This is a genomic window from Massilia sp. X63, from assembly GCF_041023745.1.
Lineage (GTDB): Bacteria > Pseudomonadota > Gammaproteobacteria > Burkholderiales > Burkholderiaceae_D > Telluria.
In genome coordinates this window covers 136,373-151,543 of the sequence record NZ_JBFTEF010000007.1, presented here as the reverse complement: position 1 = coordinate 151,543, position 15,171 = coordinate 136,373, and the positions used below count along the sequence as shown (strand labels likewise).

Genomic DNA, 15,171 nt, shown 5'->3' with positions numbered 1-15,171 from the left:
CAATTGCTGTGCCAATGAGAAACAATTACGTTAATTCAAGGACATAGACCATCACGTCCAGGCGCGCATTCCGCAGGGTGTAAAGACCGTCGACACCGGCCGTCCTTCGATCGAACCGGCCCACCCTGGGTGCGCGTGGCAATGCACTACAATGCCGGATTGTTACGCTGTCCCGCACCCCCGCCGGAAGCCCCGATCGAAGAACACGTATGGACACCCGCACCGACATGACACCGCGCGCGGCCTGGATGCTGATCCTGGCCGCCAGCGCCATCCTGATGATTACCATGGGTGCGCGCCTCACCACCGGCCTGTTCCTGTCGCCGATCAACACCTCGACCGGCCTCGGTATCGCCAGCATCAGCTTCGCGATGGCCGTGGCCCAGCTCATGTGGGGCGCCTCGCAACCGGTCTTCGGCGCGATCGCCGACAAGTACGGCGCGGCGCGCGTCATCGTGATCGGCGGCATCATGCTCGCTGCGGGCACCGCCGCTACGCCCTTCGTCGATTCCGAATGGGGCCTGCTGCTCACCATGGGCCTCCTGTCCGCGGCCGGAGCAGGGGCGGGCAGTTTCTCGATCCTGATCGGCGCGACCGCGCAGCGCCTGCCCAGCGAGCGGCGCGCCTTCGCGTCCGGCTTCATCAATGCCGGCGGCTCCTTCGGCCAGTTCGTGTTCGCGCCCCTGATGCAGGCGATCATCGCCGGCGCCGGCTGGGTGATCGCGATGCTGGTCATGGCGGCCACGACCCTGCTCACCATTCCGCTGGCGCTGGGCATGCGCAAGCAGCCGGTCGCGCCCCTTGTCGCCCCGGCGACGGCCACTGCCGCGGCCGCGGCTGCCCTGGCGGCGCCGGCCATGACGCTTACCGAACAGCTGCGCCAGGCCATGCGCGACCGCAGCTACCTGTGCCTGCACCTGGGCTTCTTCACCTGCGGCTTCCACATCGCCTTCCTGGTCACCCACCTGCCGCAGGAAGTGGCCTTGTGCGGCCTGCCGGCCGGCGTGTCGGCCACGGCGCTCGCGCTGATCGGCCTGTTCAACATTGGCGGCAGCCTGGCCGCCGGCGCGCTGGCGAGCCGCTACCGCATGAAGTGGCTGCTGGCATGCATCTACGGCAGCCGCGCCCTGATCATCGTGATCTACCTGCTGGCGCCCAAGACCGCGCTCAGCTTCTACCTGTTCGCCGCGGCCCTCGGCTTCACCTGGCTGGCGACCGTGCCGCCCACGGCCGGCCTGGTGGGCAAGCTGTTCGGCATGCGCTACCTGGCGACCCTGTTCGGCATGACCCTGCTGTCGCACCAGATCGGCGGCTTCTTCGGCGCCTGGCTGGGCGGCCTGTCCTTCGTGCGCTTCGGCGACTACACCTGGATGTGGTACGCGGATATCCTGCTGGCGCTGGCGGCCGCGCTGGTCAACCTGCCGATCCGCGAAGCGAAGCTGGCGCGCCCGGCCGCGCTCGCGAAAGGCTGAACCGATGGCGCGCGAAGCCTGGGCCTACCGCGAGGTCGCGGTCGAATCCTTCCGCGATCCCCGCAGCGGGCGGGTCGCGATCCGGCCGGTCTCGGGGCAGGCCTATGCGACCTCGCTGCGGGTGCAGTGTGCACGCCAGCTGTCCGATCCGGAACGCTATCCGGTCGGCACCTGCTTCCTGGTGTCCGCCAAGCTCACCGACCGCCTGGGCGGCGAGCCCTACCTGTATGCCTGGCATGGCGATCCGGTGGTGGTGATGAGCAAGGCCGCGCTCAAGCGCTTCGTCGAAGAGCGCCGGCGCCTGCGGATCTAGGCGGAAGGCACCCGCTCAGCGCAATATTGTGAAAATGGTTAACATCAGGCTTTGCGACCGAACTCGAAAGGAATACCATGGACACCAAGAAAATCGCCGTCCTCGTCGGCAGCCTGCGCAAGGACTCGTTCACCCGCAAGGTGGCGCACTCGATGATCGAATTGGCGCCGCCCGGCTTGGACATGGAGATCGTCGAGATCCGCGACCTGCCGCTGTACAACCAGGACGACGAGACCGAGCACCCGTCGGCGGCCTTCACCGAGTTTCGCGAGCGCATCGGCCAGGCCGATGGCGTCCTGTTCTGCACGCCGGAATACAACCGCTCGGTGCCGGGCGCGCTGAAGAATGCGATCGACGTCGGTTCGCGCCCCTACGGCAAGGCGGCCTTTGCCGGCAAGCCCTGCGCGGTGGTCAGCGTCTCGCCCGGCGCGCTGGGCGGCTTCGGCGCCAACCACCACCTGCGCCAGATGCTGCCATTCCTCGACATGCCCTGCATGCCGGCGCCGGAAGCCTATGTCGGCATGGTGGCCGGCAAGTACGACGGCGACAGGCTGGTCGACGATTCCAGCCGCGCCTTCTTCCAGACCTTCATCGATACCTTTGCCGCCTGGGTCGAACGCCATGCAAAGTGAGCATCCGATCGCCGTACGCGGGCTCGACCACATCGTGCTGCGGGTGGCCGACCTCGATGCCATGATCGCCTTCTACGGCGAGGTGCTGGGCTGCCGCGTCGAGCGCCGCCTCGACGAGATCGGCCTGGTCCAGCTGCGCGCCGGCCATTCCCTGATCGACCTGGTGCCCGTCGACAGCCAGCTGGGCCGCGAGGGTGGGGCCGCGCCGGGCGTCGGCGGGCGCAACCTCGACCACCTGTGCCTGCGCGTCGAACCCTTCGACGAAGCGGCGATCAGGCGCCACCTTGCGTCGCACGGCGTGCCCGCCGGTCCGGTCGAATCGCGCTACGGCGCCGAGGGCGACGGCCCGTCGATCTACCTGCTCGACCCCGAACGCAACATGGTCGAGCTCAAGGGAGCGCCGTACGCCCGATGAAGGCCAGCGCCACCCCGCAAGCCGGTCAACGTCCGGCCCGCTACGGCCGTCCGGACGGCTGGCGCGGCCGCCTGTACGACGTGATCTTCCTCAGCGATTCGACCGCCGGGCGGCGCTTCGACATCGGGCTGGTGGTGGCGATCCTGCTCAGCATCCTGGTGGTCGTGCTCGACAGCGTGCCAATGATCCGGGAGCGTCATGCCGACCTGATGCACGTGCTCGAATGGGGCTTCACGCTGCTGTTCACGATCGAATACGCGGCCCGCCTGCTATGCGTGCGCCAGCCCCTGCGCTACGCCGCCAGCTTCTACGGCATCGTCGACCTGCTGTCGGTGCTGCCCACCTTCGTGTCCCTGCTGGTGCCGGGCAGCGAAGCGCTGCTCGACATCCGCATCCTGCGCCTGCTGCGCGTGTTCCGCATCTTCAAGCTGACCCTCTACATCGAGGAGTACACGCGGCTGGGCGAGGCCCTGGCTGCAAGCCGCCGCAAGATCCTGGTGTTCCTGTCGGTGGTGCTGATGGCGGTCCTGATCCTGGGCACGATCATGTATGTGGTGGAAGGGCCACAGCACGGTTATACCAGCATCCCGACCGCGATGTACTGGGCCATCGTCACCATGACCACGGTGGGCTATGGCGACATCACGCCGCACACGACGCTCGGCAAGGCGATCGCCTCGTTCATGATGCTGCTCGGCTGGGGCATCCTGGCGGTGCCGACCGGCATCGTCACCGCCGAAATGACGGCGCGCCGCAACGACCGCCGCGGCGGTCCGGTGCGCCTGCCGCGTACTTGCGAGGCCTGCGGCTCGGCCGGCCACGATGCCGGCGCCCGTTTCTGCAAGGACTGCGGCGCCGCACTGCCCGCGGTGACGCCCCGGCGCTGAGACCGGGCCGGCGCACCTTTGGCGCACATCAAACGTCTGCCGGGTCGGATCTTTAGCCTCGCAGCATCCGTAACCAGCAGGAAGCGCTGCGCAGCGCCGCCGACCCGTTCGCGCGGCCGAACGGCGAAGCGCGCGCCGCCGGCCCTGGCGGCAACGGCGAGGCGCCCCAGCGCGGCCAGCAGGGCGCGGGCCGCGAATCACAACAATCCGGCGGCGGCCAGGGCAGCCGTCCGGCAGGCGCCCAGACGCACTGAACGGTTAATTTGCAACTGCGGCTGCAGCTGCAGTTGCCTCAGCCGGCGCCGGTGCGGGCGCGCCGGCCGGACTGTGGCGCGGCGCTGCGTCCCGAGGCCGCGGCCCCAGCCCGAACAGGGGCCGCAGCAGGCCGATGCGGCGCACCATGGCGTGTACGCCAAAGCCCAGGGTGAGGGTGAACACCACCAGCAGCACGGCCTCGACGCCCGGCGCGATGCGCAGCGGCTTGAGCGCATGCGCGAGCACCACGATCACGGTCTGGTGCACGATATACAAGGGGAAGATCGCCTCGTTCAGGTAGCGCCGCGCCGGGCCGTCGCGGTCCAGGTGGCGCGCGGCGAAACCGCAGGCGGCCACCATGGCGCTCCAGGCCAGCAGCGCGTACACGGCGTACATTATCGGGCGCAATACGGCCACTGCCTGCGGCGTGATGACCTCCCAGGTCACCGCATCCCACACGACCAGCAGGGCCCAGCCGCCGGCCGCGATCCCGAGTGCAGGCCAGCGCAGCGGCGCCAGGCGCGGCCAGAACGCCGGTACCCGCGCCATCATGGCGCCCAGCAGGAAGGGTCCGAAGGACATCGCATGGTTGTACCAGTCGCCCACGACGCTGTGGTTGGTCGGGAAGTGTTGCATCAGGCCGATGCGCGCCAGCGCCAGTACGGCGGCGGGCAGCGCGATCAGCTTCCAGCCCTGCAGCCAGGCGCCGGCGCGCGCCGCGATCCGGTCGAAGCGTGTGCCCAGCGCCGCCACGATGGCGCCGAGCAGCATGGTATAGATCCACAGGTAGGCCACGAACCACAGGTGGTTCCAGGTCGGCAGGATCAGGCAGTCCTCGCGGCAGAAGCCCTGGTAGCCCTGCAGGTACAGTCCCATGAATGCGCCGTAGCCATCCGCATAGCCGAGCTTCTCGACCACTTCGAGGTAGGCCTGCGGCGGCACCACCACCAGCATGCCGAACACCAGCGGCACCAGCAGGCGCGCGCTGCGTCCGCGCAGGAAGGATGCGGTCCCGACTTTGCGCAGCATGATGCTGGCGGCGGCGCCGGCTACGAAGAACAGCAGCCCCAGGCGCCACGGGGACGAGAGCATCATGAAGGGTTCCGGGCCGGTGCCGGCGGAGGGACTTTTCACGTGCCAGTCCCAGCTCACGTAGTACATGCCGACGTGATAGAGGATCAGCACGAAGAAGGCAAGGATGCGCACCCAGTCGAGGAAATACAGGCGCGCGGCGGACGGGGGAAGGTGTCGGGTCATGGCTCGCTCTTGTTGTTGCAGAAGTGGCGCCAGCATGCCGCGCGGGCGCGCCGGCGGCGAGCGTTTTGTGGCGAAGCGGGCCTGCGGCGGGGCGGAACGGACTAAGGGGGCGGGGTGCGCTCAGGCGGCCTGCAGGGCGGCCATCAGCACCGGCCGGTACTGGCGGCTGCAGGGCACCCGGGCGCCGCTGCGCAGCACCAGCGCGCAATCGCCTTTGTCGAGCTGGACGATGCGCTCGATGGCGCCGGGCCGCACCGCGGCGCGCCGGTGGCAGCGCACGAAACCGTCCAGCTGCGCCAGCAGCCCGGCCAGGGTCTGGCGCAGCAGGGGCGCTCCCTGCGCGCTGTGCAGGGCCACGTAGTTGTCGGCGGTTTCCAGCCATTCGATGTCCGCCACCTGCACCACGCGGGTGAGGCCGCGCTCGCTCACCAGGAGCTGGCGCGGCGCCAGGCCGCACGCGCTGCCCGTGCCTGCGCCAGCCGGATCGCGCACCGCAAGGCGCGCCCGCAGCCGCGCCAGGGCCCGCTGCAGGCGCGCCTGGTCGAAGGGCTTGAGCAGGTAGTCGATCGCATTGGCGTCGAATGCGCGCAGCGCATAGGCGTCGTAGGCCGTGACGAACACCACCAGGGGCGCGGGCGCCGGCAGCGACGCGGCCAGGTCGATGCCCGACAGTTCCGGCATCTCGATGTCGAGCAGCAGGGCATCCGGCCGGAACGCCGCCAGGCAGCGCAGGGCGGCGTGGCCGTCGGCGGCCTCCTCGACGGCCTCGATGTCCGCTTCCTGGGCGAGCATGCGGCGCAGGCGCTCGCGTGCCGGACGCTCGTCGTCGACGATCAGCAGTCGCATGGCAGCCTCAGTTCGGTGCGTACGCCGGCCGGCGCCAGCTGGGTCAGGGTCAGGCTGGCCGCGGCGCCATGCAGCCCCGCCAGGCGGGCGCGCAGGTTGGCCAGGCCGAGGCCGGACACGGGGCGGACGTCCCCGTCCGTGCCCAGTACCCCACGGTCGTCCTCGATGCGCAGGACCAGGCCGCTGCCGCTGTCGCCATCCCTGCCGCTGCCGCTGCGAAATGCGCTGACCATGATGCGGGTGGCGTCGCGCCGGCGCTCGACCGTGTGCTTGAACACGTTCTCCAGCAGCGGCTGCACGCTCATCGCCGGCAGCAGCACGCCCAGCACCGCATCGTCGATGTGCCAGGCGACTTGCGCGCGGCCGTCGAAGCGGGCTTCCATGACGCCCGCATAGGCGCGCGCCAGGCGCAGCTCTTCCTCGAGCGTGGCCTGGGGCCGCTCGCCCAGCGCCAGCGCGGCGCGCAGCAGGTCGGCCAGCTGCACCAGGGTGGCGTCGGCGCGCGCCACGTCGGTATGCATCTGCGCAGAGATGGTATTGAGCGCGTTGAACAGGAAGTGCGGCTGCATCTGGCGCGCCAGCGACTGCAGCTGGGCCTCGCGCAGCAGCGCGTTGGCCTGCTCGGCCCGCAGGCGGGCGGCAAGCAGCTCGCGGTAGGACAGCAGCCCGAAGCCGATCACGGTGAACAGGCCGGCGAACACGGTGATCTTCAGCGATTCGTAGACGAACACCTGGGGCCAGGGCTCGTGTTCGTAGCTGGCGCCCAGCAGCGCATACACGGCGTGGCGGATGCCGAAGGCCAGCGGCACGAAGCCGAGCCAGTACACCGGCAGCATGCGTGCCTGCAGCGCGAACCAGCGCCACGGGCTGGCGACCAGGTGGTTGTAGCGCGCCCCGAAGCGGCGCTGCAGCAGCAAGAGCAGGGTGGCCACGCAGGCCGAGGAGCTTTCCCACAGCACCGGCTGCCAATACGCGCTGCCGCCGTCGCGCCGGTAGTCCTCGACCGCGACCAGCACCATCAGGACCCAGAACAGGAGCCAGGCGATGACGAAGGCGGTCTTGCTGCGGGTCGTATTCATGGGGCACGGGTCGGGGAGATGCCCGATGATCCTGCATACGCCCGCGCTTGTCAAAGCGCCGCGGCCGGACCCGGCGCCCTAGTTGCCGCCGGCCGCGGGCGGGGCCTTGCGCCCGGCGTCCAGTTCGGCGCGCATCTTCTCGACGTCGGCCATGTACTCGGCCACCGTCGCGTCGGGGCTGGCGCGCAGCTCCGGCGGCAGCAGCACCGCCATGTACAGCTCGTCCGCGACGCGGCCGTGGCGCTGCTGGTTCATGATCAGCACCAGGCTCGAGGCCAGCACGGCGGCCGCGGCGCAGATCGCGCGCATGCGCCGCCGCAGCGGCGGCTTGATGGTCGCCAGGTGGAAGTAGATGATGCCGGCCACCGTCGCCACCGCCACGTGCGAGCCGTAGCGGGTGAGCCACTCGAGCGAATAGGCGTAGGCGATGATGGCCGCCAGCAGGCGAAAGCCCACCAGTGCCGCCAGGCCGCAGCCGACGATGAACAGGTGCCGCCCGAGGCGCGTGTAGCGTCCGAACAGGCGATTCATGAAGGCCCACAGGCTGCTCCACAGCAGCGCCGCGCCGATGCCGGCAACCGGGGCCAGCACGTAGTTCAGCAGTTCGAAAGGCTGGGCGTCGAACAGCCAGGTGACCAACAGGGCCACCAGCCCGGCCAGCAGCGCCCCGACCAGGCCGGGCAGCAGGCCTTCCCAGCCGTGCATGGTGCGGTCGAGCAGCTCGGCCGGCACCGGGAAATCGGCCGGCCGCACCCGCAGCGAGGTATGACCCATGCGCACCACGGTGTCGCCGCCCAGGACGAGTTGCTGCACCCGCTTGCGATTGTGGTTCAGGCCGTTGCGCGTGCCGAGGTCGCGCATCACGAGCGTGCCGTCAGGGCCTGCCTCGATCAGCGCGTGGTGCGCGGCGGCGTACTCGTCGTCGAGGATGAAGTCGTTGTCGTAGGCGCGGCCGACGCGGATCGGCAGGCTGGCAGCCCGGTGCCGGTGCAGCACTTCGCCGTTGCGCGCCAGGATCTCGACCGTCCAGGGGCCGTTCATGGCTTGCTCCCGGGCGGAGGCGTGCGCCGGACGCTGCGGCCGAAGGAGCCCAGGAAGGCGCGGGTGACGCGCATGCCGTTTTCGTACGAGACGCCGGACACGTCCAGCCTGCTCTGCAGGCTCGATTCGGCCGCATTCGTGCTGGCCGCCAGCAGCGTGAAGTTGTACAGGCCCTCGAACTTGCGGTAGGCGCGCACGCAGGTCACCGCCCGCAGCGGCAGGGTGCGGGTGTGCACGAAGCGTTCGGTGCATACCGGCTTGGTCATCCGGGTGTCGATGACGCTGCCTTGCTGGCCCGCCCCGAACAGGCGGCTGGCCAGGGCTGCGAAGGGCAGCCGGGCCAGATTGTCGGACCGGATGTACTGGTGGGTCATCGAAACGTGGCCGGTTTGCTGCGACGCCGACACGTAGATGGCCGATTCCATCGCGCAGCTCATCGCATCCAGGGTGTAGGCCGTCTCCGCCTTCACATTCGAGCGCCCCCAGCAGCGCAGCTGGCCGGATTCGCGCACCGGCACCAGGTAGGGGCCCATGCTCTTGATCGCCAGCGGCTCTTCCAGCAGGCGGTCGACCATGGCGCGCTGGTGCTCCAGCAACTGGGCCGCGATCAGGGGATTGAAATCCTTCGGCGGCGCCGGCTGGCTGTCCACCTTGTGCAGCAGTTCCTGCACATACTTCACCGGCACCAGGAAGCTTACCGACTCGCCGTCGCGCCGCTTGGACACGTTGACGCCGGCCACGGTGCCGTTGCCGGTGACGCTGGGCCCGCCGCTCATGCCGGAGTTGATCGGCCCGCCGAACATGAGCTGGTCGTAGAAGCTGCGCGTGACCACGCCGTTGTAGGCGCCTTCGGAGATGGCGAAGCCGAGGTCGAGCGGATTGCCGAGCGAGTACAGGCGCTGGCCCTGGGTCAGGCGCAGCGGGCGCTCGGGGACCCTGAAGAAGCCGCTGCCTTCGCGCTTGACACGCAGCACCGCCAGGTCGTGCAGCACGTCGACCGCCATCAGCTCGACCGGGCCGCTGCTGCCGTCGGTGTCGACGAACTCGGCGGTGTAGACGTCGGGGTCGAGCGCCATCTGCGACACCACGTGGTAGTTGGTGACGACCAGGTTGCCGGTGCCGACCAGGAAGCCCGAGCCTACCGTGGACTGGGTGCGGCCGTTCTTCAGCAGCATCCGGATCTGCAGCAGGTCGCCGCGTGCCGACGCGTACAGGTCCTGCGCGGCCGAGGAGGGTGGCGGCAGGGCATCCTGGGTGTCGGTCTCGCCCGGCGCGGGCGCCGAAGGCGTGGCGCCGGGAGGCGCCGAGGGCGGCAGGTGCGGAGGCGGCGCCGGCGCCGGTACCGTGGGGGCGGCGGCGCGCGCAGGCGGGGCGGCCTGGTCAGGCGGTGGCGCCGTGGCGGCGCCTGCCGCCAGGCAGAAGAGCAGGAAGGCGGCAAATATCCGTTTCATGCAGTCCGATCATGGCAAGAGGAAACCGGTATCTTGCCACCGGACGGTGTGCCCGTGCGCGCGTTAGCGCGTTCCCGGTTCGGCCAGCACCGCGTCCGGCGCGGCTGCGAGCGGTTCGACCGGGCCCATCAGGTGTCCCAGCTTGGCCTGCTTGGTGTTCAGGTAGCTGTTGTTGAAGGCATTGCGGTTGACCAGCAGCGGCACGCGCTCGGCCACCCGCATGCCGAGGCGGGTGAGGGCGTCGATCTTGCGCGGGTTGTTGGTCATGAGGCGCAGCGAGCGGACGCCGAACTGTTCCAGCATCGGCTTGCACAGCTCGTAATTGCGGGCGTCGGCATGGAAGCCCAGCTGCAGGTTGGCCTCGACCGTGTCGGCGCCGGCTTCCTGCAGGCGGTAGGCACGGATCTTGTTGACCAGGCCGATGCCGCGCCCTTCCTGGCGCAGGTACAGCAGGATGCCGCGTCCTTCCTCGGCAATGCGCTGCAGCGCGCCCTCGAGCTGGGCGCCGCAGTCGCAGCGTTGCGAGAACAGCACGTCGCCGGTGAGGCATTCGGAGTGCACCCGCGCCAGCACCGGCTCGCCGTCGCCGATGTCGCCCAATACCATCGCCAGGTGCTCCTTCCCCGTCGAGTGCTCGACGAAGGCATGCAGCGTGAACTGGGCCCAGGGCGTCGGCAGGGCGCAGGAGGTGACGTAGTCGAGCAGCTGCTCGCCGGCAGCGGGTGTGGTGGACATGGCGTTTCTCTTGTTTAAAGCGTATTGCAGTAACCGGATAGTTTACCGGAAATCCCACACTGCCGTGCGGAAGACCCCGCCTGCAGCCGGAAACCTTACGCCGGCGTAACTGTTTCGGGTAGGATTCCAGCATGAATGTTTCGCTCCTTTTTCCCGGGCGCACCCGTCCACGCAGCCTCGGCGCCTGGCTGGCATTCGCCTTTTCCCTGTTGACCGTGGTGCTGACCCTGCTGCTGGTCGCGGTCGTCGAGCGCTCGTCCACCGAGCAGGTCAAGGAAAGCATCGGCCAGGGCCTGGGCGAGATGGCGCGCCAGACCGCGGACAAACTCGACGGCGGCATGGCCGAACGCTACCGTGAAGTGAATCTCATGGTGCGTCGGCGTACGGTGCGCGACGCCGGCCTGCCGCCGGCGGAGCGCCGCCAGGTCCTGAGCGACATGCGCGAAACCTACGGCTACTACGACTGGATCGGACTGACCGGCATGGACGGCAAGGTGATCGTCGAGGCGCGCGGCCTGCTCGAAGGCGTCGACGTCTCGGCGCGCCCCTGGTTCAGGAACGCCCTGCAGGGCGTGCACGTGGGCGACGTCCACGAGGCAGTCAAGCTGGCCCGGCTGCTGCCGGGAGAAAACGGCGAGCCGCGCCGCTTCGTCGACGTGGCCTTCCCCTACACCGACCTGTCCGGCGCGCCGGCCGGCGTGCTGGGCGTGCACCTGTCCTGGCAATGGGCGCGCGAGGTCGAGCGCTCGATCATCGCGCAAGTGGAGGAGCGTGGCCGGGTGCAGGCGCTGATCGTCAGCCGGCAGGGCGTGGTCCTGCTCGGCCCACCCGAGCTGCAAGGCCGGACGATCGCGTCCGACAGCCTGGGCCTGGCGCAGCAGAAGCGCACCGGCTACCGGGTCGAGCAATGGCCCGACGGGCAGTCCTACCTGGTCGGGTATGCCACCACGACCGGACGCGGCGCGTATCCGGGCCTGGGTTGGAGCGTACTGGTGCGCCAGAATGTCGAGGATGCCTACGCACCGGTGCGGCGCCTGCGCGAGCAGGCACTGTGGAGCGGGGCGGCGCTGGCGGTGCTGTTCTCGGTGGCCGGCGTGCTGGTGGCGCGCCGCATCACCCGTCCGCTCGGCGCGCTGGCCGCATCGGCCGAGCGGCTGGGGCGCGGCGAGGTGCTCCAGCTGGTGCCGAACGCGAAGGATTATGTCGAAGTGCAGGCGCTGTCCGGCACCCTGAACCAGCTGGTGAGCGACCTGGTGCGAAAGCAGGCCGAGCTGCGCCACCTGAACGCCACGCTCGAGCAGCGGGTCGAGGAACGCACCCGCGAACTGGAGCGGGCGCTGGCCTCGGTGCAGGCCAGCCAGCAGCGCATCGATGCGATCGTGGAAACGGCCCAGGATGCCTTCATCGCGGTCGATCAGCGCGGCATCATCCTGGACTGGAACGGCGCGGCCGAGCGCATGTTCGGCTGGCGCCGCAATCAGGCGGTGGGCTGGCCGCTGTCCGAGCTGGTGCTGCCGGAGCGCTACCGCGCCAGCCTGGGTCAGGCCCTGCACGCCTTCCGCCAGACCGGCCACCTGGCCTTGCTGGAGCAGCGCCTGGAGCGCGTGGTGATCGACCGCCAGGGCCGCGAATTCACCATCGAGATGACGGCCGGCCTGGCCGGCCGCGGCGAGGATGCCTTCTTCAGCGTGTTCCTGCACGATATCTCGGAGCGCAAGCGCGTCGAGCAGATGAAGAACGAATTCGTCGCGACGGTCTCGCATGAGCTCCGCACGCCGTTGACCTCGATCCGGGCCTCGCTGGCGATGCTGGCCGACGGCATGGCGGGCGAGCTGCCGCCGGACGCCATGCGCCTGACCGCCATCGCCAGCCAGAGCAGCGAACGCCTGGTGCGCATGGTGAACGACCTGCTCGACATCCAGAAGATCGAGGCCGGCGCCATGCACCTCGAGCGCTCGCCGCAAGCCCTGCAGCCGGTCGTCGAGCGCGCGCTCGCCGCGATGGAAGGACATGCGCGCCAGGCCGGCGTGGCGCTGCGCACCGACTGGGACGCGCACGCGGCCCAGCTCGCGGCCAGCATCGACCGCGACCGCATGGAACAGGTGCTGACTAACCTGTTGTCGAATGCCATCAAGTTCACGCCGCCCGGGAAAGCCGTCACGCTGGGCCTGGCGCAGCTGTCCGGCAAGCTGCGCCTGTCGGTCGCCGACCAGGGACCGGGCATCGGGCCGGAATTCCAGAAGCGCCTGTTCCAGCGCTTCGCCCAGGCCGACGGCGCCGACTCGCGCACGCGCGGCGGCACCGGACTGGGACTGGCGATCAGCAAGGCGATCATCGAGGAGCATGGCGGCACCATCGGTTTCACCACCGCGCCCGGGCGCGGCACCTGTTTCGTGGTGGAACTGCCGATCGCCAGCGTCTGAACCGGCGCCGCGCCGGTTCCGGCACCGTGGCATGGCGCTATGTCTGTTTCCGCACTGAATAGCGTCCTTCCCGGTCGTATGCTGGGGGCACGATTCAGGCAAATGCGACCAACATGAACACGCCCAGCTCCACCCGCAGCGCCGCCGCGACCGATGAGGTTCCGGAGGCAACCGCAACAAAACGTCGGGCGGCTCCCTTGTCGCTCGCTGCCTGGAAACAATTTATCAGCGTGGCCAAGCCGTATTGGCTGGGAGAGGACAGGCACAAGGCCTGGAGCCTGCTGCTGCTCCTGATCGTCCTGATGCTGGTCGAGACCAAGCTGGCCGTGATGCTGAACAACCAGGCCGGCGAAATGACCTCGGCGCTGGCGGGCAAGGACGGCGCGCGCTTCTGGACTTCGGTGCGGGCCTGCCTGTTCATCCTGGCGTTCGCGATACCGAGCTATGCCTTCTATTACTACATGCGCGACCTGTTCGCCAACCAGTGGCGGCGCTGGCTCACCGGGCGCTTCCTGGACGGCTACCTGGGCGGGCGCAAATACTACGCGCTGGGAACCGACAGCGAGATCGACAACCCCGACCAGCGCATCAGCGAGGACGTCAACACCTTCACCGGCAGGTCGATCCACTTCCTGCTGATCTTCCTGGGCTCCATCATGCAGCTGGTGGCCTTCAGCGCGGTGTTGTGGTCGATCTCGCACGTGCTGGTCGGCGTGCTGGCGGCGTATGCCGTGACCGGCACGGTCATCGCGCTCGGGGTGTTCGGCAACCCGCTGATCCACCTGAATTTCTGGCAGCTGCGGCGCGAGGCGGACTTCCGCTTCAGCCTGATGCGCCTGCGCGAAAATGCCGAATCGATCGCCTTCTACCGCGGCGAAGCGCAGGAGCGTGCGCACATCGACAGCCGCTTCGAGAAGGTCATCCAGAATTTCGCCAGGCTGATCAGGAAGCAGCGTTCGCTCAACCTGTTCCAGCGCACTTTCAGCCAGCTCACCCTGGTGCTGCCGTTCGCGATCCTGGCCGGCGGGGTCCTGTCGGGCGAGCTGGAAGTGGGGCGGGCGGTGCAGGCCGCCGGCGCCTTCACCGCGGTGCTCGGCGCGGTCGGCGTGATCGTCGACAACTTCGAGAGCCTGAGCCGCTTCGTGGCCGGCATCGACCGCCTGCAGGCACTGTCCCGGCTGGTGCTGCCGGGCGCCGCATCCAGCGCCGCCGGCGCGGATCGAAAGGACGGCATCGAGACGCGCCCCGGCAGGCGGCTGACGCTGGAATCGTTGACCCTGTGTCCGCCGCGCTCGGACCGCGTGCTCATCCGGGAGCTGAGCCTGGTGCTGAAACCGGGCGACGCCCTGCTCATCACCGGCGAGAGCGGCTGCGGAAAGAGTTCGCTGTTGCGAGCGATCGCAGGGTTATGGCAAACCGGAAGCGGGGTGATCCATCGGCCGCCGCTGGAAGACTTCTTCTTCCTGCCGCAGAAGCCCTACCTGCAGGCGGGCACCCTGCGCAGCCAGCTCGTCTATCCTGCGGCCGGGTCGGAGCTGGGCGACGCGCAGCTGCTGGCGATCCTCGAGCAGGTGCACCTGCCGCGCCTAGCCGAGCGCGTGGGCGGCCTGGACGCGGTGCATGACTGGGAAAAGCTGTTGTCGGTCGGCGAGCAGCAGCGCCTGGCCTTCGCCCGCGTGCTGGTGCACCGGCCGGGCATCGTGATCCTGGACGAAGCGACCAGCGCGCTCGACGGCGCCAACGAAGCGTCGCTGTACGGGCGCCTGCGCGCCGGCGGCGCCACCCTGGTCAGCATCGCGCACCGCGCGGCGGTGCTGCGCCACCATACCCATGTGCTGTGCCTGAAGGGCGAGGGCGCGTGGGAACTGCACGAAGCGGGCGCCTTCCAGTTCGACGGGGCGGGGGCCAGGCCGCGCAGCGCGGCCGTCAACGACCAGCCGGCAGCGCCGGCGCCCGCGGTGGCCGCTGCCGGCTAGCTTCGACCGCCTCAGCCGCCGGCGCGTTTCGGCTGGTGCCCGTGCTTTGCGAGCACTTCCATGACCAGGTCGCAGTGGTCGCCCTGTACTTCGATCACGCCATCCTTCACGGTGCCGCCCGAGCCGCATGCCGTGCGCAACTGCTTGCCCAGCACCGCCAGGGCGGCGGCATCGAGCGCCAGTCCCTTGACCAGCGTAACGCTCTTGCCGCCCCGGCCCTTGGTCTGGCGCGACACGCGTACCACGCCGTCGCCGGTGACGACCGGCGCGGCCTTGCAGGCGCACTCGGTAAGAGGGCGGCGGCACGCCGGGCACATGCGCCCGCCATCGGTGGAATAGACCAGGCCGCCATTGGAACTACGCTTCATGTTCATTCGAATCTGCTTGTG

General features: G+C 69.4%; 14 protein-coding genes. 7 read left to right on the top strand and 7 right to left on the bottom strand.

The window, feature by feature from the left end:
* Positions 1 to 209 precede the first annotated feature (209 nt).
* The 5 genes from AB3347_RS15610 (at position 210) to AB3347_RS15590 (ending at position 3,719) form a co-directional block, all read left to right on the top strand.
* Positions 210 to 1,472: an MFS transporter gene (locus AB3347_RS15610; RefSeq protein ID WP_369092721.1), complete on the top strand. Its 1,263-nt coding sequence runs from the start codon at positions 210 to 212 to the stop codon at positions 1,470 to 1,472.
* A gap of 4 nt (positions 1,473 to 1,476) precedes the next feature.
* Positions 1,477 to 1,785, top strand: a complete 309-nt coding sequence (locus AB3347_RS15605) for a hypothetical protein (protein WP_369092720.1) — start codon at positions 1,477 to 1,479, stop codon at positions 1,783 to 1,785.
* 77 nt (positions 1,786 to 1,862) lie between these two features.
* Positions 1,863 to 2,417: an NADPH-dependent FMN reductase gene (locus AB3347_RS15600; protein ID WP_369092719.1), complete on the top strand. Its 555-nt coding sequence runs from the start codon at positions 1,863 to 1,865 to the stop codon at positions 2,415 to 2,417.
* The gene (locus AB3347_RS15595; RefSeq protein WP_369092718.1) at positions 2,407 to 2,832 is read left to right on the top strand and encodes a VOC family protein; all 426 of its coding nucleotides are present in this window, start codon (positions 2,407 to 2,409) and stop codon (positions 2,830 to 2,832) included. The genes AB3347_RS15600 and AB3347_RS15595 overlap by 11 nt, the downstream gene beginning before the upstream one ends.
* Positions 2,829 to 3,719 carry an ion transporter gene (locus AB3347_RS15590; RefSeq protein WP_369092717.1) on the top strand — a complete coding sequence of 297 codons (891 nt, stop codon included), beginning with the start codon at positions 2,829 to 2,831 and terminating at the stop codon, positions 3,717 to 3,719. The genes AB3347_RS15595 and AB3347_RS15590 overlap by 4 nt, the downstream gene beginning before the upstream one ends.
* Before the next feature lie 258 nt (positions 3,720 to 3,977).
* On the opposite strand, the gene AB3347_RS15585 is transcribed toward AB3347_RS15590, so the two are convergent.
* The 6 genes from AB3347_RS15585 to ribA form a co-directional block, all read right to left on the bottom strand.
* Positions 3,978 to 5,231, bottom strand: coding sequence for an acyltransferase family protein (locus tag AB3347_RS15585; protein WP_369092716.1), 1,254 nt, complete (start codon positions 5,229 to 5,231; stop codon positions 3,978 to 3,980).
* Between the two features lie 120 nt (positions 5,232 to 5,351).
* Positions 5,352 to 6,077, bottom strand: coding sequence for a LytR/AlgR family response regulator transcription factor (locus tag AB3347_RS15580; protein WP_369092715.1), 726 nt, complete (start codon positions 6,075 to 6,077; stop codon positions 5,352 to 5,354).
* Positions 6,065 to 7,156, bottom strand: coding sequence for a sensor histidine kinase (locus AB3347_RS15575; protein WP_369092714.1), 1,092 nt, complete (start codon positions 7,154 to 7,156; stop codon positions 6,065 to 6,067). Before AB3347_RS15575 ends, AB3347_RS15580 begins: the two co-directional genes overlap by 13 nt.
* Before the next feature lie 78 nt (positions 7,157 to 7,234).
* On the bottom strand, positions 7,235 to 8,197 hold the full coding sequence (locus AB3347_RS15570; protein ID WP_369092713.1) for an FHA domain-containing protein: 963 nt from the start codon (positions 8,195 to 8,197) through the stop codon (positions 7,235 to 7,237).
* Positions 8,194 to 9,648 carry a serine protease gene (locus AB3347_RS15565; RefSeq protein ID WP_369092712.1) on the bottom strand — a complete coding sequence of 485 codons (1,455 nt, stop codon included), beginning with the start codon at positions 9,646 to 9,648 and terminating at the stop codon, positions 8,194 to 8,196. The genes AB3347_RS15570 and AB3347_RS15565 overlap by 4 nt, the downstream gene beginning before the upstream one ends.
* Positions 9,649 to 9,711: 63 nt before the next feature.
* The gene (ribA, locus tag AB3347_RS15560) at positions 9,712 to 10,383 is read right to left on the bottom strand and encodes a GTP cyclohydrolase II (RefSeq protein ID WP_369092711.1); all 672 of its coding nucleotides are present in this window, start codon (positions 10,381 to 10,383) and stop codon (positions 9,712 to 9,714) included.
* Between the two features lie 131 nt (positions 10,384 to 10,514).
* Between ribA and AB3347_RS15555 the strand changes: the two genes are divergently transcribed.
* Together AB3347_RS15555 and AB3347_RS15550 are read left to right on the top strand one after the other, a co-directional pair.
* Positions 10,515 to 12,806: an ATP-binding protein gene (locus tag AB3347_RS15555; RefSeq protein ID WP_369092710.1), complete on the top strand. Its 2,292-nt coding sequence runs from the start codon at positions 10,515 to 10,517 to the stop codon at positions 12,804 to 12,806.
* A 113-nt stretch (positions 12,807 to 12,919) separates the two neighbouring features.
* Complete coding sequence (locus AB3347_RS15550) at positions 12,920 to 14,782, top strand: ABC transporter ATP-binding protein/permease (protein ID WP_369092709.1); 1,863 nt, start codon at positions 12,920 to 12,922, stop codon at positions 14,780 to 14,782.
* A gap of 11 nt (positions 14,783 to 14,793) precedes the next feature.
* Here AB3347_RS15550 and AB3347_RS15545 read toward each other — a convergent pair whose 3' ends face one another.
* Positions 14,794 to 15,150 (bottom strand): translation initiation factor Sui1, encoded by a 357-nt coding sequence (locus AB3347_RS15545; protein WP_369092708.1) that lies wholly within the window; start codon positions 15,148 to 15,150, stop codon positions 14,794 to 14,796.
* Between the last annotated feature and the right edge of the window lie 21 nt (positions 15,151 to 15,171).